27 protein-coding genes and 1 tRNA gene are annotated in these 20,379 nt (G+C 61.5%); 21 read left to right on the top strand and 7 right to left on the bottom strand.

Translation table 11 applies throughout. The features are described 5' to 3' along the window. The first annotated feature begins 30 nt into the window (after window positions 1-30). From BWR02_RS17055 to msrP, 5 genes are read left to right on the top strand one after another with little or no spacing between them, the layout of a single operon-like run. A complete protein-coding gene (locus BWR02_RS17055; protein WP_129882864.1) occupies window positions 31-303 on the top strand; it encodes a BufA1 family periplasmic bufferin-type metallophore in 273 nt (90 codons plus the stop codon). Then, entirely contained in the window at window positions 304-1,188 is an 885-nt protein-coding gene (gene bufB / locus BWR02_RS17050) for an MNIO family bufferin maturase (protein ID WP_139559115.1), read from the top strand. Continuing rightward, window positions 1,172-1,966 (top strand): HvfC/BufC N-terminal domain-containing protein, encoded by a 795-nt coding sequence (locus BWR02_RS17045; RefSeq protein ID WP_139559114.1) that lies wholly within the window; start codon window positions 1,172-1,174, stop codon window positions 1,964-1,966. The genes bufB and BWR02_RS17045 overlap by 17 nt, the downstream gene beginning before the upstream one ends. Next, on the top strand, window positions 1,963-2,445 hold the full coding sequence (locus tag BWR02_RS17040) for a DoxX family protein (RefSeq protein WP_139559113.1): 483 nt from the start codon (window positions 1,963-1,965) through the stop codon (window positions 2,443-2,445). The genes BWR02_RS17045 and BWR02_RS17040 overlap by 4 nt, the downstream gene beginning before the upstream one ends. Before the next feature lie 55 nt (window positions 2,446-2,500). Next, complete coding sequence (gene msrP, locus BWR02_RS17035) at window positions 2,501-3,433, top strand: protein-methionine-sulfoxide reductase catalytic subunit MsrP (protein WP_139559112.1); 933 nt, start codon at window positions 2,501-2,503, stop codon at window positions 3,431-3,433. 175 nt (window positions 3,434-3,608) lie between these two features. Here the strand turns inward: msrP and BWR02_RS17030 are convergent, their stop codons facing one another. After that, window positions 3,609-4,508 carry a LysR family transcriptional regulator gene (locus tag BWR02_RS17030; protein ID WP_139559111.1) on the bottom strand — a complete coding sequence of 300 codons (900 nt, stop codon included), beginning with the start codon at window positions 4,506-4,508 and terminating at the stop codon, window positions 3,609-3,611. A 133-nt stretch (window positions 4,509-4,641) separates the two neighbouring features. Between BWR02_RS17030 and BWR02_RS17025 the strand changes: the two genes are divergently transcribed. From BWR02_RS17025 to BWR02_RS17015, 3 genes are all read left to right on the top strand, one after another. Then, a complete protein-coding gene (locus BWR02_RS17025; protein WP_139559110.1) occupies window positions 4,642-5,187 on the top strand; it encodes a carboxymuconolactone decarboxylase family protein in 546 nt (181 codons plus the stop codon). Window positions 5,188-5,261: 74 nt separating this feature from the next. Continuing rightward, entirely contained in the window at window positions 5,262-5,885 is a 624-nt protein-coding gene (locus tag BWR02_RS17020) for a pyridoxamine 5'-phosphate oxidase family protein (protein ID WP_129882870.1), read from the top strand. Window positions 5,886-5,926: 41 nt separating this feature from the next. Next, on the top strand, window positions 5,927-6,112 hold the full coding sequence (locus tag BWR02_RS17015; protein ID WP_139559109.1) for a thioredoxin domain-containing protein: 186 nt from the start codon (window positions 5,927-5,929) through the stop codon (window positions 6,110-6,112). 5 nt (window positions 6,113-6,117) lie between these two features. Here the strand turns inward: BWR02_RS17015 and BWR02_RS17010 are convergent, their stop codons facing one another. After that, window positions 6,118-6,471 carry a PIN domain-containing protein gene (locus BWR02_RS17010; RefSeq protein ID WP_162560205.1) on the bottom strand — a complete coding sequence of 118 codons (354 nt, stop codon included), beginning with the start codon at window positions 6,469-6,471 and terminating at the stop codon, window positions 6,118-6,120. A 49-nt stretch (window positions 6,472-6,520) separates the two neighbouring features. Next, the gene (locus tag BWR02_RS17005; RefSeq protein WP_139559107.1) at window positions 6,521-6,835 is read right to left on the bottom strand and encodes a FitA-like ribbon-helix-helix domain-containing protein; all 315 of its coding nucleotides are present in this window, start codon (window positions 6,833-6,835) and stop codon (window positions 6,521-6,523) included. Window positions 6,836-6,867: 32 nt separating this feature from the next. Between BWR02_RS17005 and BWR02_RS17000 the strand changes: the two genes are divergently transcribed. Both BWR02_RS17000 and BWR02_RS16995 read left to right on the top strand, forming a co-directional pair. Further along, window positions 6,868-7,314 (top strand): P27 family phage terminase small subunit, encoded by a 447-nt coding sequence (locus BWR02_RS17000; protein WP_139559106.1) that lies wholly within the window; start codon window positions 6,868-6,870, stop codon window positions 7,312-7,314. 116 nt (window positions 7,315-7,430) lie between these two features. Then, window positions 7,431-7,610, top strand: a complete 180-nt coding sequence (locus BWR02_RS16995; RefSeq protein WP_139559105.1) for a hypothetical protein — start codon at window positions 7,431-7,433, stop codon at window positions 7,608-7,610. Window positions 7,611-8,653: 1,043 nt separating this feature from the next. On the opposite strand, the gene BWR02_RS16990 is transcribed toward BWR02_RS16995, so the two are convergent. The 3 genes from BWR02_RS16990 to BWR02_RS21715 all read right to left on the bottom strand — a co-directional run bounded on the left by BWR02_RS16990 (window position 8,654) and on the right by BWR02_RS21715 (window position 11,070). Further along, window positions 8,654-10,129: a vanadium-dependent haloperoxidase gene (locus BWR02_RS16990; RefSeq protein ID WP_139559104.1), complete on the bottom strand. Its 1,476-nt coding sequence runs from the start codon at window positions 10,127-10,129 to the stop codon at window positions 8,654-8,656. A 187-nt stretch (window positions 10,130-10,316) separates the two neighbouring features. Further along, window positions 10,317-10,781 carry an IS5 family transposase gene (locus BWR02_RS16985; RefSeq protein WP_139559103.1) on the bottom strand — a complete coding sequence of 155 codons (465 nt, stop codon included), beginning with the start codon at window positions 10,779-10,781 and terminating at the stop codon, window positions 10,317-10,319. Continuing rightward, a complete protein-coding gene (locus tag BWR02_RS21715) occupies window positions 10,729-11,070 on the bottom strand; it encodes a transposase (RefSeq protein WP_139559102.1) in 342 nt (113 codons plus the stop codon). Before BWR02_RS21715 ends, BWR02_RS16985 begins: the two co-directional genes overlap by 53 nt. Window positions 11,071-11,671: 601 nt before the next feature. Here BWR02_RS21715 and BWR02_RS16975 point away from each other — a divergent pair. From BWR02_RS16975 to BWR02_RS16915, 11 genes are all read left to right on the top strand, one after another. Further along, window positions 11,672-11,944: a transposase gene (locus BWR02_RS16975; protein WP_139559101.1), complete on the top strand. Its 273-nt coding sequence runs from the start codon at window positions 11,672-11,674 to the stop codon at window positions 11,942-11,944. A gap of 668 nt (window positions 11,945-12,612) precedes the next feature. Next, window positions 12,613-13,830, top strand: a complete 1,218-nt coding sequence (locus BWR02_RS16970; RefSeq protein WP_139559100.1) for a tyrosine-type recombinase/integrase — start codon at window positions 12,613-12,615, stop codon at window positions 13,828-13,830. 72 nt (window positions 13,831-13,902) lie between these two features. Continuing rightward, on the top strand, window positions 13,903-14,133 hold the full coding sequence (locus tag BWR02_RS16965) for a hypothetical protein (protein WP_139559099.1): 231 nt from the start codon (window positions 13,903-13,905) through the stop codon (window positions 14,131-14,133). Between the two features lie 103 nt (window positions 14,134-14,236). Next, window positions 14,237-15,001, top strand: coding sequence for a hypothetical protein (locus BWR02_RS16960; protein ID WP_139559098.1), 765 nt, complete (start codon window positions 14,237-14,239; stop codon window positions 14,999-15,001). A 585-nt stretch (window positions 15,002-15,586) separates the two neighbouring features. After that, window positions 15,587-16,819 carry an AAA family ATPase gene (locus tag BWR02_RS16945; RefSeq protein ID WP_139559095.1) on the top strand — a complete coding sequence of 411 codons (1,233 nt, stop codon included), beginning with the start codon at window positions 15,587-15,589 and terminating at the stop codon, window positions 16,817-16,819. Beyond that, window positions 16,816-17,403 (top strand): hypothetical protein, encoded by a 588-nt coding sequence (locus BWR02_RS16940; protein ID WP_139559094.1) that lies wholly within the window; start codon window positions 16,816-16,818, stop codon window positions 17,401-17,403. The genes BWR02_RS16945 and BWR02_RS16940 overlap by 4 nt, the downstream gene beginning before the upstream one ends. Continuing rightward, on the top strand, window positions 17,404-18,024 hold the full coding sequence (locus tag BWR02_RS16935) for an HK97 family phage prohead protease (RefSeq protein WP_139559093.1): 621 nt from the start codon (window positions 17,404-17,406) through the stop codon (window positions 18,022-18,024). Between the two features lie 28 nt (window positions 18,025-18,052). Continuing rightward, window positions 18,053-18,610: a hypothetical protein gene (locus BWR02_RS16930; protein WP_139559092.1), complete on the top strand. Its 558-nt coding sequence runs from the start codon at window positions 18,053-18,055 to the stop codon at window positions 18,608-18,610. Then, window positions 18,607-18,846, top strand: coding sequence for a hypothetical protein (locus BWR02_RS16925; RefSeq protein WP_139559091.1), 240 nt, complete (start codon window positions 18,607-18,609; stop codon window positions 18,844-18,846). Before BWR02_RS16930 ends, BWR02_RS16925 begins: the two co-directional genes overlap by 4 nt. A gap of 17 nt (window positions 18,847-18,863) precedes the next feature. Then, on the top strand, window positions 18,864-19,325 hold the full coding sequence (locus BWR02_RS16920) for a DUF5681 domain-containing protein (protein WP_268921423.1): 462 nt from the start codon (window positions 18,864-18,866) through the stop codon (window positions 19,323-19,325). Window positions 19,326-19,516: 191 nt separating this feature from the next. Continuing rightward, complete coding sequence (locus BWR02_RS16915) at window positions 19,517-19,885, top strand: hypothetical protein (protein WP_201276304.1); 369 nt, start codon at window positions 19,517-19,519, stop codon at window positions 19,883-19,885. Between the two features lie 258 nt (window positions 19,886-20,143). Here BWR02_RS16915 and BWR02_RS16910 read toward each other — a convergent pair. Then, window positions 20,144-20,219 (bottom strand) — tRNA-Phe (locus BWR02_RS16910). Between the last annotated feature and the right edge of the window lie 160 nt (window positions 20,220-20,379).

The raw sequence follows: 20,379 nt of genomic DNA, 5'->3' as shown, positions 1-20,379 counted from the left end.
TACCATCAACTCAAGCCCTTGGATCAACATATGACTCAGAACAAGACGATCGTCACTTCCACCCTGGCCGCCGTTGTCGCCCTCGGGCTGGCCGGAAATGCCGGCGCCGCCGAAAAGAAAGCCGATGGGGACAAATGCTATGGCATCGTCAAATCCGGCAAGAACGACTGCAAGACCCTGTCCAATGCCTGCGCGGGCCATTCGATGGAAGACGGGCAGAAGGATGCCTTTCTCGTCGTGCCCAAGGGCACCTGCGAGCGGATCGTGGGCGGTTCACTGGAAGCCCCGCAGGGCGGGAAGTAAATGGCGGTCGTGCTGCCGGCCCCGTGCCTCCAGCGCGCCCAAGGCACGATTCCGGCGTCGGCCGGAATCGGCCTCCGCGCCGAGCATTACCATGAGGTAGCGGAAACTCGCCCGACTGTGGGCTGGTTCGAGGCGCACAGCGAGAACTACTTCGGCGGGGGTGGCACACCGCTTCGGGTCTTGGAAAGTCTCCGGGCCGACTATCCCGTCAGCCTGCACGGTGTGGGCATGTCGCTGGGGTCTGTCGATCCGCTCGACGAGCGCCACCTCACTCGGCTGAAGGCCTTGATCATGCGGATCGAGCCGGGACTGGTTTCGGAACATCTGTCCTGGGGATCCTATGGCGGGTGCTTCCACAACGATCTTTTGCCGCTGCCGTACACGGAAGAAGCGCTGGATCATTTTGTGGGGCGGCTCACCCGGGTCCAAGAGTTCCTGGGCCAGCGGCTGCTGATCGAGAATCCCTCCAGCTACCTCGAATTTGCCCACTCCTCGCTGCCGGAGTGGGAATTCCTCGCTGAAGCCACGCGCCGATCCGGAGCGGGCATTCTGCTGGATCTGAACAACCTCTATGTGTCCTGCCGCAATCATCGCTGGGATACCCACGAATATTTGCGGGGTCTCGCCGGCGGTCCGATCGAGGAATTGCATCTAGCCGGACATAGCCAGCGGCCCATGGAGCACGGCGATCTGCTCATCGACACCCACGACGGGCCGGTGTGTCGCGAAGTCTGGGCGCTGTATGTCGAGGCCCTGACGGCATTCGGGCCGAAACCTACGCTGATCGAATGGGACGCGCGGCTACCCCCCCTGGCGGAACTGCTGGTCGAAGCCCGGACCGCCGATCGCCATCTGGAGGCAAGGTCCCATGCCCTCGCTGGCTGACACTCAACGAGGCTTTTCGGCCGCCGTGTTCGCCAGCGATCCAGGCTCCATCCGGCCCTGGATACGAGCCAACGGCCTGTCGCCGGAACGGCGCCTCGGCCTTTACCGGAACAATACCTTCCTGGGTCTGAGCGAGGCGCTGCGGGACGGATTTCCGGTAGTCCACCGGCTTGTGGGAACGGAGTTCTTCGACGCCCTGGCCCGGAGTTTCGTGGCCGAGCACCCGCCCCGCAGTGGTTGCCTGTTGGATTACGGCGCGGAGTTTCCCGCGTCCATCGCGGGCTCGGAGCTCGCGGCCTCCTTGCCGTACCTGCCGGACGTGGCGCGTCTGGAATGGGCCTGGCACGAGGCCTTCCATGCAGCGGAAGCGCCTGCTTTCGGCGTCGCCGAACTCGCCGCAGTGCCGCCAGAACGTCACACGCAACTCTCTCTCCGCCTCCGGCCAAGCGTCCGTCTTCTGGCCTCTCCATGGCCGGTGCTGCGCATCTTCCATGTCAATCAGCCGGAATACTCAGGAGACCCGAGTATCGACCTCGACCGGGAAACCGGATGCCGGGTACTGGTCCTTCGAGAAGGGGCGGAGGTGCTCCTGCATCCCTTGTCGGCCGGCGAGTTCGCGTGCCTGGAACGCCTGTCCAGAGAAGGCAGTCTCGAGACGGCCTTCGAAGCCGCCATCCGCGCGGAGCCTGGGTTCGACTTGCCCGCAAGTCTCGTCCGGTTGATGGGCCTTCACGTGTTCAACCATCCCGCGCGATTCGCCGGAGGAGCATTGCCATGATCGATTACGTTAATTCCACACGGACCGCGCGCCAACTCGGCTGGCGTGACCGACTCCACCGGATCACTCAGGGCCTGGACTACGCAGCCCCCCTCGGTGATCTGCTGTTGCGCCTGTGGGTCGCCTACGCCTTCTGGGTGTCCGGGCTGACCAAGATCCAGTCCTGGGACAGCACGCTCTTTCTATTCGAGAACGAATACGCGGTGCCGCTGCTGCCCCCGGAAATGGCAGCCTACGCGGGGACCTGCGTAGAACTGCTGTTCCCGGTCCTGCTGGCCGTGGGACTTGGCGGGCGTTTTGCCGCGTTCGTGTTGTTTATCTTCAATCTCGTCGCGGTGATCTCGTATCCCGACATGGGCTCCGCAGGGCTGGAGCAACACAAGGTTTGGGGCCTCATGCTGTTGGTCAGTCTCCTACACGGACCGGGGCGGTTGTCGGTGGACCATCTGGTTTACCGGCTGTGGCTGGCGGAGCGCTGACGGTCCCGGCCAGCGACGGCGAACTGCCGAAAAAAAACGCAACACGGTAAAACTGATGCTGATCAAGCGACCAGCGGACCTTCGTCCGTCAGAGATCACCCCGCCCGAGCTGTTCTACGACCGCCGACGGTTCCTGCAATTGACCGCCGGCATGGCGGCGGTGAGCGCCTGGCCTGGGCTCGCGGCGGCCGGCGAGAAACTCCCCGGCCTGAAGCGGGGTGCCTATGTCGCGCAGGACAAGCCCACCCCCTACGAAGCCGTCACGGGCTACAACAACTTCTACGAGTTCGGAACGGACAAGGAGGATCCGGCCCGCCACGCAGCAAACTTCAAAACCCGCCCCTGGACTATTGCCGTTGAAGGGGAGGTTCGCAAGCCGCGGGTCTTCGACATCGAGGATATCCTCAAGCTGGCGCCGCTGGAGGAGCGCATCTACCGGCTGCGCTGCGTGGAAGCCTGGTCGATGGTGGTGCCCTGGGTGGGCTTTCCTCTGGCGGAACTGCTGAAGCGGGTAGAGCCCACCGGCAACGCCAAGTTCGTCGAATTCACGACCCTGCTCGACCCAGAGCGGATGCCGGGACAGAAGAGTTCGGTGCTGACCTGGCCGTACCGGGAAGGGCTGCGCATGGACGAGGCCATGCACCCGCTGACCTTGCTGACCGTGGGCCTGTACGGGGAGCTCCTGCCCAATCAGAACGGTGCCCCGGTGCGGATCGTCATTCCCTGGAAATACGGCTTCAAGAGCGCCAAATCCATCGTCAGGATTCGCCTCACCGAGCAACAGCCCATCACCACCTGGAATGAGGCGGGACCGCGGGAGTACGGCTTCTATTCCAACGTGAATCCGGACGTGGATCATCCCCGCTGGAGTCAGGCCAAGGAACGCCGCATCGGCGAATTCCTCAAGCGCCCGACCCTGCCCTTCAACGGCTATGCCGAACAAGTGGCTGGAATGTATGCGGGCATGGATCTCCGAAGAGATTTCTGATTATCCGGCTGAACGGGCGCAATCCGCCAGGTGTGTCGTGGCGCGGCTGGAATGTCGGGACATTCGCGCCGAGCCTCATCCCGCTAGCCAACCCGGTCAGGGCAAACTGGCCGCACACGCTCGGTGCGAGCACAAGCGAAAGGTCGGCTCGTCGGCCAGTCCGGGCGCTTGTTCCTCAATTGATTGACGGGTCGGCTCGCAGTCTAGCCACCGCAAAATCGGTGAATGCCCGGACCCGGGCCGGCGCTTTCCGGCCCCCTTGGTAGACCACATGGATAGGTAGAGGCGGGGTCTCCTGGTCCGCCAGTACGATCCGCAACCGCCCCTCTCGCAGTTCCGGCGCGATCATGTAGGACAACACCCGCGTGAGCCCGTGGCCGGCTACCGCCGCATTGATGGCGACCTCCGCCGTGTTCACCGTGAGCCGGGTGGCAAACGCCACCGACAGCCCGTCGACCGGTCCCCGGAACTGCCATTCCGGTCTGGCGTTGAGGCTCGAGAACAGGATGATGTCATGCCGCCGAATGTCCTCCGGCGCCTGCGGGATGCCGCGGCGTTCCAGGTAAGTCGGTGCCGCGCAAACCACGCGCCGCACCGATCCCACCCGAATCGCCGTCAGTGACGAATCGGGCAGTTTGCCGATTCGGATGGCCACGTCCAGCCCTTCCTCCAACAGATTCACCACCCGGTCGACGAACAGCGTCTCCACCGACACCTCCGGGTACCGCTGCAGGAAATCCAGCAGGAGGGGACCGATGTAGAGGGCACCGAACCGCATGGACGCGGTCACACGCAGCGGGCCGCGCGGGGTGCGATGGGCGCCGGCGGCCGATTCCTCTGCCTCTTCCAAATCTTGCAGGATTCGCCGGGCGTCCTCCAGAAACCGCAGGCCTGCCTCCGTCAGTCGCACCTGCCGCGTCGTGCGGTGAAACAGGATGACGCCCAGCCGGTCCTCCAAGGCGGCGACAGCGCGGGTGACGGCGGGCGGCGATAGGTGCAGCTTCCGTGCTGCGGGCGCGAAGCCCTCGGCATCGGCCACTGCCACGAAGACCTGAAGGGCGTGGAGACGATCCATGATTATTCCGAAGAATGGAATAGAGTCTTGTGATCATAGGCTATTCATCATGATCCTGTAACGACATAGCCTATCCCCGTGCCGACAACAACGGCACCAACCCGAACCCAACCCGACTTCCAGGAGAACTCCCATGGCCCGCATCAATGTCATCAATCCGCAGACTGCCACCGGCGAAGCCAAGACCCTGCTGGACGCCGTCCAGGCCCAACTGGGCGCCACGCCCAACTTCCTCCGGGTGCTGGCCAACTCGCCGGCAGCGCTGGGTGCCTTCCTGGGGCTCCACCACATCGCTGGAAATGGCGCTCTGGATCTTCCGACCCGGGAGCGCATCGCCGTCACCCTGGCGGAGCAGAACAGTTGCGAATACTGCCTGTCAGCCCACAGCGCCATCGGCCGCAAGGCGGGCCTGAGCAGCGAGGAGATCGCCGCCAATCGGGACGGCACGTCGCGGGATGCCAAGGCCGCGGCGGCGGTCGCGTTCGCCCGCGCTCTGGTCGAGCACAAGGGAGAGGTGACCCAGGCTGAACTGGATGCGGTCCGCTCGGCCGGCTTCGGCGATGCCGAAATGGTTGAGATCATCGTCCACGTCGGCATGAACCTTTTGACCAATATTCTCGGCAAGGCCAGTCGGGTGGAGATCGACTTTCCCAAGGTCGCATTGAAGCAAGCGGCCTGACGGCATGGAGCCAAGGGCCGGTGCTGCCGTGCCGGCCCAGTCCGGGTGAGATTCAACGCAAAGGAGCCACGACCATGCCCCGCCGATTCGCTGCAATCACCTTCACCGACAGCGTCAAAGCCGCCCAGTCCCGCTATGGCAGTCGGGAGGCCAACCGCCGGTTCGAGGAATTGGAGGAACCGCGACCCGTCCTGAGCCGGACCGAGCAGGATTTCATTGCGGCCCGCGACGGTTTCTACCAGGCGACGGTGGGCCAGAACGGCTGGCCTTACGTCCAATTCCGCGGCGGCCCGAAGGGTTTCCTCAAGGTGCTGGACGAGCACACCCTGGGCTACGCCGATTTCCGCGGGAATGTGCAATACATCAGTGTCGGCAATCTGGCAGCCGAGAGCCGCATCGCACTGATCCTGATGGACTACCCGAACCGCCGCCGGCTCAAAATCTGGGCGCGGGCGAGGGTGGTGGACGAGGCCGATGATCCAGCGCTCATCGCTCGGCTGGAAATGCCAGCCTACCGGGCTCAGGTGGAACGGGCCGTCCTATTGACGGTGGAGGCTTACGACTGGAACTGCCCACGGCACATCACGCCGCGGTTCACCGTTGAGGAAATTCAAGGTCGGCTGCTGGAGCCGCTGCAGGCGAGGGTGGCCGAACTGGAACGGGAGAATGCCGAACTGCGCGCGGCGGCAGGGTTCTGAACCGTTTCCGTGCAACGTCAATACATCGACTGACGAATCCCGTGATCGAACTGTACGAATCGGCGCTCTCGGGCCACTGCCACAAGGTGCGTCTGTTTCTGTCCTTACTGGATTTAGAGTACCGCTCCATTCCAGTCAACGGCGCGGAGCAGGCGCATCAGCAGCCGGACCTTTTGTGCGTGAACCCGTGTTCGATGAAACGTGCCCCGGAAGATCAGGCCCACTGAAGCAGTCATCGAATGAACTCGACGACGCAGATTTCATGGGCCGCAATCTTGTCGAATTGGTCGTGATCGGACGTCCCGACTGCCACATTCAGGCGTCTTGCCAGCGCAATCGCAAAACAGTCAGCGAGGGAAACCCGCCCTATGCTGGCCTTGATCTGGCCGACGTCCTTCCAGAAGTCCTCGTCGATATCGGATCGGTTGGTCACGCCTGCATCCTTTAGATCGCGGATGAGCGCTTCGGCTTTATCCTCGCCGTCGACGCGAATGCAACCGCAATAGACCTCGCAGAGATTGACCGCGTGCGCGAAGCAGTTCTCGGCGATCAGAGGGTTCTGCGACCCGTTCCGACCCCGCTTCACCGCGCAAGTACGCAATGAGCGCGCAGGCGTCGAGGACGACGCTCACCTGTCACCGTTCCGGTGCGACTTCTTCCGCCTTGCGATCGGCAAATTCCTCGCTCGACGATATCGAAGTTCGATACTTTCCCCGCAACGCCAACACACGAGCCGCCCGACGCTGCTGGACTTCTTCTAGCAGCTCCGTTACCCGTGGGTCGCGCAGAGACGCGACGGGTTCCGAGGCGTCCTCCGCTTGCGGGTTGGTCAGCGCCGCCTCAATCAAGGCAATCACCTCCTTATTCAAGCTGCGGTGGTGCTTCTCGGCACGCTGCTTGAGTTGCTGGTGCAGCGCGTCGGGCAGGTTGTTGATCAGCACGGAAGCCATAGGTCTGTCCTGTATACCGTTGCGGTAGCGTTTTGCTATCAGTTCCTGGTGTCAAGGAGTCGGGTGGTAGTCTGCGAACGTCGCGTGCAGTCGGCCATGCGGCTTCCAGCCATTCCGCAGGGGCGACGACTTACCTGGCACCGAAGATGGCGGACGCCAAGCTGTTGTGCGAGGTCGATTTGATGAGTTTTGCGATGCTCTGCGAAGCCTGGGCGGAGTTCTGGTTCGCGCAGGAACAGGTTACGCAGCACCTGATGGTCGGCGGTCCGCCGGTGATTCGTGAGGAGAAGGCCTACTGGCTCCCGTGGATCACCCTGCGCGATCGCGCCGCGGAGCGGATCGAAAAGGGCATCGCCCACTTCGGCCTGTCGCCGATGACCCGGACACGGATCCGGGTGCAGCTGCAGACCGACCTTTCCGCCAGCAACTTCGAGAGCTTCCTCACGTCGTTGTCCTTATCGTCTGGGCTTCCGCAGTAGCTGAAAGCGCGGCTTCAGCGTGGACAGGACGAGGCCAGCCTAAGTGACAATACAAGCACATCTGCCGGCCTGGCTGCTTTGATGGCGACCACGGATCTTGCACGCCGAGAACGCTGTTGGATTTCGCCGATAGCCGACCGGGCGGCGCCGATGGATCCCAGTTGCTATCGGTGTTCGGTCAGATCATCGTGCAGGAGTCGCTGGATATGGTGGAGCCGTGCCACGATCAGGTTCCGTTCCTGCTCGTTGAGGTTACCGAGGAGCGCATCCTGGCTATTCTGTTCGAGCTAAGGTAACCATTTGGGCAAGATCGGGCCGCTCACGACCCAGAGCCGTCGGTCGACAAGACTGACATCGGATGGCCCGTTTCAGACTGAAGCGGTCATCCGGATTCGCGTGGTGATTCGTTAGTCCTCTGCCCTTTCAGCCACTACGTCGTGCCAAAGACTAATCCTGGTGGATGTGAGCCTGCACTAGCCAAAATTGGCACCCGGGGTACGACTGAAGGCATTTGCGGCGAGGACACCACAGACCTGCGTTGCGCGTTCCCCGATTACATTATTTTGGCGTGCCAGTTTTCACAGCAACAGGAAGGGGCATCGGTACGGTAGACCGACCATCAACGATTACTTGGAACATATCGGTCGTTCGCGAGTCCTCGGGCACCACAAAAATGATGTGATCAGAGCGATGCTCCAATACCTCGCATACACGTGAGCCAAGCTTCACCTGGAGCCAGGTGCCGCCCAGGTTGTAACCTCTGAGCAGAAATCGAGGACCCTTCATCGGCGCTATTCGAGTTGATCTGGCGCCGATTGCACGTTTCAGGGATGGCTCGATGGACGTCTGCTCGATCGACGAAATCACAGGATGGTCACAAACGCCTTCCATACCTTGGCAACAGTCCCCAAATTGTTTGCACTCCGGCTCGCACACACAACCCTTGGGATAGCGGCAGCATCCGAGTTGCGGCCCGAAGCAGGTACAGGGCTTCTCCGGCGAGCCCTCAGGTAAATACTTGCCGCACAGTTCAAGTGTGCAAGCGTTGTCTGCTGCGAGGGCAACTGTGGCCAGCGCTAGTAGGATGGTTAAGAGAAATGGCCGGAGCTGCATCACACGAATCCCCCGGGTAGCAGACACTGTACCAAGCTTTACGACAAATCCGAGTTTGTAACAGTGCCCGGAACGATTACCGGGCTGATCGCTTTATCGCATCTCTCTCGACCAACCCAAATCGCGCATTATTGTCGAACCGAAGATACGCGGCGACACCCGTATGGCACACGTCGCTCCACCAGCCAGTAAAGCGCGATGAGCACGTCGCCGCGAATCACCTCAGTCACGGCAATCCGTTGACATGGCGCTGAATAAACTCGTAGGCTGCGTCTCCCGCAGGTCTACACATTGCGATCGAGGCCGCTACCGAGGCCTGGAAGTGCACCCCGCCAAGCACGCGCGCCTGAGCACACTGGTTCTCGAAGTCTGTCCATGTGTTGAACACGAGTGTTGTGTCCTGTGACGGCGTAATGCCCGGCTCGATGCGGGATTGCCCTTTGGGTACGAGGACTTGCCAGCCGAGTTCGTCACTGCCGAGGAGGCGTCGAGTGGCTTGAGCCTCGGCCGCGCAAAAGCAGCTTGACCCGGAAGGATACTCCGGGTGGTCAGGTGTCTGAAGGTAGCTTTGCCATTCGTTTGCGGGCAGCCGCTGGGTGCCTTTGCCCGGACCACCCCACGCAGTAATGGTGCGATCACCGTAAACATGGCGCACCGCCGTCATCGGACGCACTGCGTTCCAGCGCGTCTTCTGCTTCCATGACACGATCGCGCCGTCAAATGCTGCCATGTTGAGCATCGCGTCGTACTGAACCAGCTCGTCAAGACTGAATTGGTTCACACCAGCAACGAACAGCGCGACGAAACCAATGCTGCGGAATTTGTTGTCGAAGAACTCCGCCTGCGCCTTGGTGTAATCGTTAAGCGATGCCGAAATCGCGAGCACTTCGTCGACTTGCTGCTTGTAGGCGTCGCGGCCATTCTTTCCACGTTTCAGGAGACTGGCGATGGGCTCGGGCGAAGAGAAATTCCGCGGGTCGATCGCGTAGGGCCGGGTGCGGGCCAGCTGTGGGGTGACGTATTGCTGTACGCGGAAGATACCGTTGCCCTGCGTAACCACCAGTGGCTGCCATCTGGTCGGATCGAGAATCTCGTAGGCGGTGTTGACTGGCTTGAAGCCGGTCGAATCCATGTAGGGAAAACGATTAAAGGTACGCCCACCTTCGTCCCCAAGTTGGTTCATGCCGTCGTGTTCACGGAAGGCAACGACCGCATTGCCAGCCACGTTACCAATCCCGACTGGACTTGCGAGATTCTGTGAGCCGTTGTTTGGATCTAGTCCCACCGATGTCAGCAGGTTGTCCCAGTCACTCGCTCGGTCCGGCAACAGGCTCATCAGAATTCGGCGCGAGGCATACAGCATCGCGATATTCTTATTGCTGTTGCTTTGGCTCTCGTTGGGCGGGCGACGCGGGAGGTTAGAATAGATCCCGCGCGCGGTTGGGTGATACGGTGCAATTGCGTCGAACCAGCCTACGGCGATCTCGGATGTAATTCGAAGGACCAGCGTTGCATCGTTTGCACCGGCCGAAACGTCGTTCAACACGATAGGAATGATCGCTGGGATGATGACCTCCACGGGAGCACTGCCATTGTCGAAATCGAACGTCTGCGCCTGGGCACTCTCTGCACCAACTGCAAACACTACACTTGCCAAAGTAAACCAAAACGTAGCGAAAGATCGGCGGCTAAGGGGATTCATGAGTCCTCCCAATGTTTCTGATATTCGCAGTTACGACCAGCGCGTACAGTTTTTGTTAACCAGAACTAAACACAGAAGCAACAATCGACAACTAAGAGGAACATAATCGACCAGCGCAGTCAAGAATACAGATCTGCTCACGTCCAATCGTGAAGTTGCTGTTTCAATGGACAGGTTCTGTCGACATTTACTGCGTCCAGACAAGGGTAGCCACATGGTGCAGAAAGCCCATGAAATGGCACGCAGTTTTCTCGAAGCGGGAGAACACTCGCCGGTAGTGCTTGATCTTGCCGAAGAAACATTCAATCAGATGCGTTTCCTTGTAGATGTGCCAGTCACATGGATGTGGGTCGTTGCGGTGGGCACGCGGCGGGGTGACCGCGATGACACCGCGAGCCGCGAGTGTCTGCACGAACCGATCGGCATCGTAGCCCTTGTCGCCGAGCACGGCGTCAGCGTCGATCCCCTCCAACAGGTGGTCGGCCTGGCCGATGTCCGAGGCTTGTCCACCCGTGAGGATGAATTTCAGGGGATGACCCAAGGCATCCGTCAGGGCGTGGATTTTGGTCATGAAGCCCCCGCGGGAGCGTCCCAAGACCTCATCCTCGGCGGCACTGCCGCGGGCACCTGCCGCGCAAGCATGCGCGCGCAATAGTGCTGTCGATCAGTACTTCTTGCAGGTCAGGCTCAGTCGCCACATGGGCCTGCAGGTCCGCCGACACTCCGCGCTGACACCACCGGGCGAAGCGCGTGAACATACTGTTCCAGGCGCCCAGATCGCGCGGTAGGAAGCGCCACTGAGCGCCGCTGCTGAGAATCCAAAGGACGGCATCGAGAAAACGACGACATGCGGCCTGTGCTCCCACGTAGACCCGTGAGTGCGCCGTCAGAAAAGGCAAGATCAGGCCCCGCTGCTCATCCGTAAGCACTGATCGATTCATGCCGCGCCCCAAAAAGCAGCGGAAAATCCACCCCTCACCGCAAAATGTCAACAGAACCTAGTTTGCTGCCGTGCCTCGAAACTGAGAAAGTTCCGTGGAGGAGCATCTTAGCGTGCCGGAAGCACCTTCACCACGAGTGACCCCGCCCAAGCCTACCGAGCAATCCGGCTGACTTGCCCGCGGTCCATGCCCTCGGCGGCGGCGATCTCTCTCAACGATCCCCCTCTCGATGTCGAGCAGATGTCATCGGTTGTGCGAGCCCGCGTGCACGCACGGCCGATGGTTTAGGCTGCACGCCTGGCGTCTGAGAGAGCTGCCATTTTTGAATGGGGCGGTCTTAGGCAAAGGGAGATGTCCGCTCATGCCCAGTAGCAATTGCTTGCGGGTGCAGGGTTCCAATGGCTCCTCTCGGAGTGCTGCGGTCGTTTGAATGACGGATCCTATCCTCAGCCGAACGGCCGGACCTGGCCGAAAGCGCCAGTCCCAGGATGCGTGTTCCGGCTGAAGGTGACCCTTGAATTCGGCGGATCGTGACCGATTTCGACGGGGTTCCGTGATCTGGCATCGCTAACACGGCTATGCGGCAAGCGTGAAACGCTCGATGCGACAGACGCACTGGGCCGGTGAGAAGCTCTTCATCCATTACGCCGGACGGACCGTGCCGGTAATCGACCGAGTTACCGGGGAGATTCGCCCGGCCCATCTCTTCGTCGCGGTATCGGGGGCCTCGAACTACACCTTCGCCTGCGCGACGGCGCCGGAAACCCCGGGCGACTGGTTGTCCGCGCTGAGCAAAGCGCTGCACGCGGGTCACGCATTGGGCGGCGTACCCGGACTGGTGATCCCCGATAATCCCAAGGCGCTGATCACCTGACCGGGCCTTTATGAGTCGGGGGTCAGCGGGATGGCGCAGGACTGCGCCCGTCAACACGGCGCCGCGATCCTGCCGCAACGGCCTTATCATCCCCATGACAAGAACAGGACACGGTCGTTGTGCAACTCGTCGAGCGCTGGATTCTCGCGCGACTGCGGCACTGCCGCTTCTTTTCGCTCGGGGAAGTTGAGTTAGGCCATTGCCGCGTTACTGGTCCGGTTCAACCAACGTCCCTTCAAGAAGCTGCCAAGCTACCGGCCGGCCATTTGTGAGCGCCTGGATTTAAGGCAGGTTGCCGAAAGCCCGCTCAAGACACTTCCGGTTTGCTCGGGAAATAGGTGGTTGCGGAGGCGTTGTTCGTCGGCGAGATCTCCACGACAGGTTCGACGATTCTGGGTGCCTGATGCATCCCAAAGGTCTACCATGGGGCTACCAATAAAAAAAGCTTACCAACGGATGTTGGTAAGCTTTTAATTCCTTGGTGGCCAGGGACGGAATCGAACCGCCGACACGGGGATTTTCAGTTCTTTTCCCAGAGGTTTACGTAAGTTCACAATCGCATACAAGCATTGATGAATCTGTGACTTAGGATTATTCTTCGTTTACGAACGTCGCCCGAAATTCACCCACGCGGTGACCCCGAGGTGACCCCGAGCGGAGAAGTCCTAATGTCGAACGATCTGAACTTCACGAAGCGCGCTATCGAGGCGCTGCCCCTGCCCTTTGCTGGCCAGCGCGCCACCTACCAAGACACCAAAGTTACGGGGCTCGAACTGCGCGTGACTAGCACCGGGACCATGACCTTCTGTGTACGTCGCAAGGTCAAGGGCAAGGCTGAGCGCATCACCCTAGGCCGTTACCCTGCCATGACCCCGGAGCAGGCGCGCAGCCGTGCCGCTGAGGTCAACGGCACCATCGCGGCGGGTCGGTCACCGGTCACCGAGAAGAAACGCGAGAAGCTGGCAGCCAAGACGCTAGGCCTGACGATCGAGGAATACATCGGGCGGCGCACACTCAAGCCGCAAACCGTGTTCGACATCCGACGCTGCGCAAAGGAGGTCTATCGAGAGTGGACCGACAAGCCGCTGACCAGTCTCACGCCGGACATGATCAGCAAGCGGCACAAGACCTACGGAGAGGCCCACAGTGAGGCGCGGGCTAACCTGGCCATGCGCTACCTGCGGGCCATCCTGAATCACGCGATCGACAACCACTTAGACGAACACGGCAAGCCGATCATCATCGACAACGCCGCGACGCGAGCCATGAAGAAGGCATGGTTCCGGGTGGATCGACGTCAGACCGTCATCAAGCCGCACGAACTGGAAGCCTGGACCGCTGCCGTCATGGCGCTACCGTCTGAGGATCACCGCGACTACTTCATGTTCTTGCTGCTGACCGGACTGCGGCGACAGGAAGCACTCGATCTGACATGGCACACGGTAGACCTGACGGGCCGCACGTTCACCGTACTCGACCCGAAGAACCACCAAGACCACACCCTTCCGCTGAGCGACTATCTGGCCGCCATGCTGACCCGGCGCAAGGCCGCGGCGACATCCGCCTATGTGTTCGCGGACACGGCTGGGCGGCGAGTCTCAAATTTCCGCTACGCACAAGCGTCGATCGAAAAGAGCGCGGGCGTCAGGTTCACGCCGCACGATCTGCGGCGCACGTTCGCAACCATCGCGGAAAGCCTGGACATTCCCGCGTATGCGCTCAAGCGGCTGCTGAACCACGCGAACGGTGCCGACGTGACGGCGGGATATATCGTGGCGAACGTCGAGCGCTTGCGCGAACCCATGCAGCGGGTGACCGACTACGTGCTGAAGGCGGGCGGGCTGAAGCCGTCTGCGGACGTGATCCAAATTCGGGCGCAAGCCTGAGAAAGCGGGCCGACACGACGCAGCCACGTCGAGCCGACCCTAACCACAACCCACCTGATACGAGGTGACATCATGGCTACTCACGACATTACCACCGACAGCGACACCCTGGAGGCGCTGGCGCGCATTCTCGGGGCCATCCAGACATTGAGTCACGAAGGCCAAGGCGCGGAGGGTAACCGTTCGCGCATGCTCAGCCTTGCCGTCGACGCATTGGCGCGACAAGGGCTCGACCTGATCGACAATGACCCGTCAATGGTAGGCCTGCACACCGCCTCGGATGAGTTACGCGCCCTGAACTGACCCAGCCCAGACAAGCCGCCCTAGCTCGACGGGGCGAAAGCCGGGACACCCGAAACCGGCCGGGCGGCTTCCCATCTTTCGGGATTCGTCATCGGGGGCGCTTTTGAACCGGGAAGAACGGCGATTCGTTGCATTCGTGCGCCTGCTCGTGCGTAAGCGGCGCGAGCTAGAGAGCACAGGCAAATATGGGACCCTCGCTGAACAGCGGATCAACAACGACCCGCGGTTGACTGAGGCATTCACCACGCTCGATGACAACACAAAACGTCGCATGGTGAGAGCCGCAAGCCTCGCGTTACGCGACTTCATGCCTTTCCGCAAGGCTGCTGACCGGGCTGAAAGGAAGGCTGAGGAAATCGCTAAAAAGGCGGTCGAGCTTCAACGATGTCTTGAGCAATTTTTCTCCAGCGTCCCGCCACAGGTGGTGACCCAAATGTTCTCCATCAATAACCTTCTGCGAGCAGCCGCGAATCCGAGCTCAGAAGGCCGATGGGAAGGAAATCGAGAACATGTCCTTGATCCAATAACCCCCGAAGGGGCTATCGGATGGTCATGGGCCCCCAGCATTGACATTCTTGTTGGGGAGCTTGCTGAAAGGGCCCGAGCTTTCCGTTTTGATGAACTGCCGATCGAACCTGCTTTCAACGCTGTTCGTCAGGCTCGGAACAACCCCAAGACCATATACCTTCGGGCATTCATCTCGTACCTCGATGATCTAGGCATCGCGTCACATCAAGCATGCGACGTTTCACTTAGGAAAGCGGTGTCGACCGTTGCCACCATCGCCATTGATCAAGACATAACCCTAGATGACGTCAATAAGGCGCTGATTTCGCGCCAAGAATTTCTTCGTAGACTTTCACGATGAATTTCTTCGACACGCCGAAGCGCGTGCAATCTAATACGTATCGCTACAAAAACAGATCAGGCGATACGTATGACTACCGAATCTTCTTCGCGCCCCCTCGACCTCGACGCAATACCGGATAGCGCTCTGCTCGATAGTGCAGTAGCCGCAGAACTGATTGGTGTCCAGCCTGGAACCCTTGGTGTATGGGCATGCAATAAACGGTATTGCTTGCCCTACGTTAAGATCGGCCGGCTGAGGAGATACCGGGCAGGCGACCTCAAAGCCTTCATTAAGAGCCGAACGGTGGCAGCGTGAGCTTGCCCACCTACGGTCTGCCCCTGACTCCCGTTCAATCCCCTGTTTTCGTTACCCACGACTGGCGCATCGGCCGCCGAATCGCGGACGCTGACGGCACTGCCGTATACCTACACGACCCGGACAATCTTCCCGACCTGTCGGAGCTATCTGGCCGTGATTGCTGGTTGCTGTGGAGCCGTGACGAAGCGGTTGTCCGTAGGCTGGCGCAAGCCCTCGCCGCTGCTGGCGCGATCGGCGAGGTGGTCCACGCGCACGAAGGGGGTTCGTGGTTTCCGAGGGGCGAGTATGCCTAGCCTGGCAGAGTTCGCGGCCGGGGCTGGAACTGTCGAGAGCGGCGAATCCGGCGAGAAACCCCGCCAGACCGTCAACCTACTGTGTGCGGCAGACGTGACACCCGAGCCTATCCGATGGCTTTGGCCGGGATGGCTTGCTCGCGGGAAGCTGCATGTGATCGCCGGGGCACCTGGCACCGGCAAGACCACGGTGGCGCTGGCCATGGCGGCGACCGTGTCAACCGCTGGGCGCTGGCCGGACAGGAGCGCGGCGACTGCGGGAAACGTTCTGATCTGGAGCGGCGAGGACGATCCGCGGGACACACTGGTTCCGCGGCTTCTGGCCGCTGGCGCCGATGTATCGCGCATTCACTTCGTGGGCGACGTGCAGGAACGAGGCGGGGCACGTCCGTTCGACCCGGCGACCGATTGCGCTCTACTGGCTGCGACTGCTGAGCGGCTTTCCGATGTGGCGCTGCTGTTAGTCGATCCGATCGTTTCCGCTGTGCCTGGCGACTCGCACAAGAATGCGGAGGTGCGGCGCGGGCTCGCTCCGCTGGTGGATCTGGGCGCGAAGCTCGGGGCGGCGATCGTCGGCATTTCGCACTTCACGAAGGGCACCGCGGGCCGTGATCCTGTCGAGCGAGTCACCGGGAGCATTGCCTTCGGGGCGCTGGCTCGGCTGGTGTTTGGTGCAGCGAAGCTGCCGGATGAGGAAGGCGGCGGGCGTGTGTTCTGTAGGGCGAAGTCGAATATCGGGCCGGACTCTGGAGGCTTCCGGTACGACCTGCGGGAGCGCGATGTTCCTGGCTATCCGAGCCTGACTGCGTCAGTTGCCGAATGGGGCGAGGCGATCGAGGGCGAGGCACGCGAGATCCTGGCCGCGGCTGAGGCTTCGCAACCTGAGGGGCGCGGCGCGGCGCTGGCTGAGGCCGAAGAGTTCCTTTCCGGCATCCTGGAAAGCGGGCCGGTGCCGAAGCGCGACATCGTGTCGAAGGCAGAGGCCGAGGGCATCACGTTGGACACCTTGAAGCGGGCCAAGTCATCACTTGGGATCGAGAGTCGGAAGCGGGGCTTCGGTAAAGACGCAACGACATCGTGGACGTTCCCGGATGGGCACTTTTCCCATACTGGCGGAGCAATTGCCAAACAGGCGCACAAAAAATCATCCGCCAGTATGGAATTTGAACCGCCAGTATGTGGCAACGACATCGACACCACCGAACTTGAGGAAGGTTTCCTATGAGCGCGCAACTGATCGAGCAGGCAGCCGCTGATGGCGTGCAACTGTTCTTGGCGGATGGACGGGTTGGATACCGGGGCAAGCCTGAGGCGCTGCGGCGATGGCTTCCCAGGATCAAGGCGCAGCGAGACGGCATCGCGGCGGCGCTGGCTACTCCGGTGCTTTGGTGGCGCTTCGCCGTTCACTGCCCGGCGCGCACCGTTGAGGTCGACTTTGCGAGCGGTGCCACAGAGGCCGAAGGCCTGGAGATCATCCGCGCGCTCTACCCCGACGCCGCGACCATATTCCCCTTACTGGCGTATCCCCGCAAACCGGAAGACGTCGGCGAACCGCGGGAAACTGAGGAGCGCGTTCCATCGCGCGCTTCTGGCACGGATGCAGTACGGGTCCGGTGCTGCAACTGCGGGCGCTTCATGCCGCACGAAGCCCACACGGCAGTTGGGCGCTGCGGTGTCGGAAAGCTCCCGCCCGGCGCGGCCGGATTTTGGGGCACCGATCACCGGATGTGCGAACAATTCGAACAGCGAGAACAGATCAGTGACACCCGATCGATCAACCATCCAACAACACCCCAAGGGGGAGACTAAGTGAAAACAGTGACTCTATGTGCACCGCTGCATTTTCAGGCAGCACCGGCGACCAATCCGAACGAGAGGCCCTTTGGTGGCATTGCGTATGCCGGGGCGGCGATGGACAACGGTTACGGCACCTTCGTCGTTGACCTGGCGACCTTGAAGGCTGTTTCTCCCCTGCCGCTGTTGTTCAACCACGATCAGGCCCAAGTCGTTGGCGTGATCGACACCATGACGCGAAACGGCACGCTCGAAATCGCCGGCCGGCTGTTCCTGGACGGGGGAGGCCGGGAGATTTCCGACCGGGCCGACTCGGGTATCAAGTGGGAGTTGAGCGTCGGCGTTTTCCTGGCCGCCGTGCGAAGCGTCCCATCCGGGAAGCTCGAAATCGTGAACGGCCGGACGCTGACCGGGCCATTCCAAGTTCTTGAGAGCGGGCATCTTCGCGAGGTGTCCGTTGTGGCCATCGGCGCAGACGCCGACACGCGCCTCGACCTGTTCCGAGGCCGCACATTGAGCCCCAGGGACATTTACGCAAAGCGGCGGGGCGAGCCTGCTCGTGCTGACCTGTTCCGCAGTGGCAAGACCCTGGACCCCGCTGAAATCTACCGACTAAGGAACCCCAATGGCCGCTAATCGCAAACCGAAAACCGAGGAACCAAACATGACCGACGAACTGAAGGCGGCGACCAAGAAACTTCGAACCGCCCGTGAGGATCTGGAATCGACCCGTCTCGCGCAACAGAACGTGAAGGACAAGATCGCGGCGCAGCGCGAAGCCATTCACGCAGCCGAGGCGCACGCGATTGCCCTGGACGAACAAGCCGCAGAGTCTATGGAGAGCCCCGAAGCCGCCGAGGCCTGGCGGACGGCACGCGCCAAGGCGCTGACCGACAAGGAAGGGCTCACCATTCAGCTACAGGCGCTGGAGACGTGCGAGAGAAACTGCGCGGAGACTGCGCGGCGGGATAAGACGCGCGTGGCCGAAGCCGAAGCGGAATGCCTTGTGGCAAGGCTCGAGGCCCTTAAGCCCCAAGTTCGAGAAGCCTTCGAAGTGATCGCGGATGGTGCGGCTTTGCATGCCAAGTGGGTCGTAGGCTCGCCGCACCTTGGCACCGAAACCCTGCATGATTTTGTCGACTGGCTGTTCAGTAGCGGCGTGGTGAACCTTGGGGAGCTCAACACCTCGGAGCGTGCGGGGCGCACCGAGGCTCCGCGATGAAGCTCGACGTGACCGAGGCCGAACGGCTGGGAAAGCTCCGCTTGACGCCGGAACAGGCGGCAACTGTGTTGGAGGTGCCGCTTGATTCGCCGGGCTTGGCCGAAGCCGTTGAGCGGGGCCGGGCTCAAGGTCTCGCCGAAGTGACCGCCAAGCTGTTCGAACTGGCTGATGCCGGGAACACTGGTGCAAAGCGGTTCTTGGCCGCGAACCCCGACATTGTCCGCAACGCGCCCTGATCAGGCAGGGCGAAACAGTGGGGCGCTGGAAGAAAGGCCAATCCGGGAACCCTTCCGGCCGACCGTCGAAGGTGTCGCCGCACAGGAAGCTGCTGGCGGACAATGCGGGGGCACTAGCGTCGAAGATGATCGAACTGGCGACGGGTGGCGACGTTCAAGCGTTGCGCTGGTGTCTGGATCGTCTTGTACCGCCCCTGAAGGCACGCACCGAGCCGGTAACGCTCGACCTCGCGGGTAGCCTTGCCGAACAGGGAAACGCGATCCTGCGCGCTGCTGGTGACGGCCGGATTACGCCGGACGAAGCACACACGCTACTGTCGGCGCTCGCGAGTCAGGCGCGGATTGTGGAAGTCACCGAGTTACAGACGCGCATCGAGGCGCTGGAGCGGCGGCGGGAGGAAGTCGCCGAGCAATTCGACGAGGCGGCAGTAGCGGAGGCCGTCTATCGCAAGCTCATTCCTGAGGCTTTCGAGGATTGAGCGCAGACGATCCCACCGACCCGGCCGCAACGCCGGGTTTTTTTGCCTGCTGCCCGGCATGCTGACCAAGCGCGCGGATTGGGCAACACACCGCCACCCGCTAATGGAATAGGCCGACAGCAGTAATCTCGCTATGCTCGAAAGACGGCAGGCGGGCCGTGGGCACGTTTCAACCACAGCAGGAGAAAAGGATGCGTAAGGGTTTGGTGGCCGCGCTGGTCGCGGCGACGCTGGTGTCGGGTTGCGCACAGCGCTTGGGCGATTTCACGATGATTTCGTCGAAGAACGTCGACTTGACGCGGGGGGCGGATTTCAAGCGTGCGCCGACTCGGGTGAAGGGTGAGGATATGAAGGCCGTCATCCTGTTCATCCCGGTCGGCATTGCGAATATGAAGGAAGCGCTGGACGTAGCGATCGAGAAGACGCCGGGCGCCGTGGCACTGGTCGACGCCGTCGTCATGCAGAAAAGCTTCTGGTTCGTGATCGGCGGCGTCGGCGGCTATGAGGTGGAAGGAACACCGCTGATTGACCCTGCGGTAGAGAAGGCCTACCGCAAGTGACGCACTGACAACGGCCAGTCGGCGCTTCACTTTTCAGCGCCTTCCCGCCTACCCTAAGCCTTCATCCCTGGCCCGCCACGCGCGGGCCTTTGCCATTCTGGCTGAGGCGGTTCCACCTTAGCCGTCTAGGCACGCTGAACCCCATGAAGTGCTTCGCAACTGCGCGCCAAGTGACCCCGAATTTCTGCACAGAGTGACCCCGGCGTGACCCCGGCAGAAATGAAAAAGGCCTGCATCGCTGCAAGCCCTTGTATCTACTGGTGGCCAGGGACGGAATCGAACCGCCGACACGGGGATTTTCAGTCCCCTGCTCTACCGACTGAGCTACCTGGCCTCGCGAGAACGCGCATTAAATAGGGAAATGGGCTCAGCGTCAAGATCCGGTGTTGCGATTGTGTTGCAGCGAGGGGGTTCGCCCTCCGCTCGATCGGGGGTGTCCAGGGCTGCCCAGGCGCTTACGGTATAATTCGCGGCGTCATCGCGGGACTCGCCCG

Origin of the sequence: Methylotetracoccus oryzae (assembly GCF_006175985.1) — a bacterium.
Taxonomy (GTDB): Bacteria; Pseudomonadota; Gammaproteobacteria; order Methylococcales; family Methylococcaceae; genus Methylotetracoccus; species Methylotetracoccus oryzae.
Note: the sequence above shows the minus strand (reverse complement) of the source record. Positions and strands in the feature narration are given on the sequence as shown.

Excerpts from the sequence above, each read along its gene's own strand:
- BWR02_RS21715 (WP_139559102.1), bottom strand. The coding sequence starts at position 11,070 with ATGAATCGATCAGTGCTTACGGATGAGCAGCGGGGCCTGATCTTGCCT.
- BWR02_RS17045 (WP_139559114.1), top strand. The coding sequence starts at position 1,172 with ATGCCCTCGCTGGCTGACACTCAACGAGGCTTTTCGGCCGCCGTGTTC.
- BWR02_RS16930 (WP_139559092.1), top strand. The coding sequence starts at position 18,053 with ATGACCGACGAACTGAAGGCGGCGACCAAGAAACTTCGAACCGCCCGT.
- BWR02_RS17005 (WP_139559107.1), bottom strand. The coding sequence starts at position 6,835 with ATGGCTTCCGTGCTGATCAACAACCTGCCCGACGCGCTGCACCAGCAA.
- BWR02_RS17040 (WP_139559113.1), top strand. The coding sequence starts at position 1,963 with ATGATCGATTACGTTAATTCCACACGGACCGCGCGCCAACTCGGCTGG.
- BWR02_RS16965 (WP_139559099.1), top strand. The coding sequence starts at position 13,903 with ATGGCTACTCACGACATTACCACCGACAGCGACACCCTGGAGGCGCTG.
- BWR02_RS17025 (WP_139559110.1), top strand. The coding sequence starts at position 4,642 with ATGGCCCGCATCAATGTCATCAATCCGCAGACTGCCACCGGCGAAGCC.
- BWR02_RS16945 (WP_139559095.1), top strand. The coding sequence starts at position 15,587 with ATGCCTAGCCTGGCAGAGTTCGCGGCCGGGGCTGGAACTGTCGAGAGC.
- BWR02_RS16915 (WP_201276304.1), top strand. The coding sequence starts at position 19,517 with ATGCGTAAGGGTTTGGTGGCCGCGCTGGTCGCGGCGACGCTGGTGTCG.
- BWR02_RS16970 (WP_139559100.1), top strand. The coding sequence starts at position 12,613 with ATGTCGAACGATCTGAACTTCACGAAGCGCGCTATCGAGGCGCTGCCC.
- BWR02_RS16975 (WP_139559101.1), top strand. The coding sequence starts at position 11,672 with ATGCGACAGACGCACTGGGCCGGTGAGAAGCTCTTCATCCATTACGCC.
- BWR02_RS17020 (WP_129882870.1), top strand. The coding sequence starts at position 5,262 with ATGCCCCGCCGATTCGCTGCAATCACCTTCACCGACAGCGTCAAAGCC.
- BWR02_RS16940 (WP_139559094.1), top strand. The coding sequence starts at position 16,816 with ATGAGCGCGCAACTGATCGAGCAGGCAGCCGCTGATGGCGTGCAACTG.
- bufB (WP_139559115.1), top strand. The coding sequence starts at position 304 with ATGGCGGTCGTGCTGCCGGCCCCGTGCCTCCAGCGCGCCCAAGGCACG.
- BWR02_RS17030 (WP_139559111.1), bottom strand. The coding sequence starts at position 4,508 with ATGGATCGTCTCCACGCCCTTCAGGTCTTCGTGGCAGTGGCCGATGCC.
- BWR02_RS16990 (WP_139559104.1), bottom strand. The coding sequence starts at position 10,129 with ATGAATCCCCTTAGCCGCCGATCTTTCGCTACGTTTTGGTTTACTTTG.
- msrP (WP_139559112.1), top strand. The coding sequence starts at position 2,501 with ATGCTGATCAAGCGACCAGCGGACCTTCGTCCGTCAGAGATCACCCCG.
- BWR02_RS17055 (WP_129882864.1), top strand. The coding sequence starts at position 31 with ATGACTCAGAACAAGACGATCGTCACTTCCACCCTGGCCGCCGTTGTC.
- BWR02_RS16925 (WP_139559091.1), top strand. The coding sequence starts at position 18,607 with ATGAAGCTCGACGTGACCGAGGCCGAACGGCTGGGAAAGCTCCGCTTG.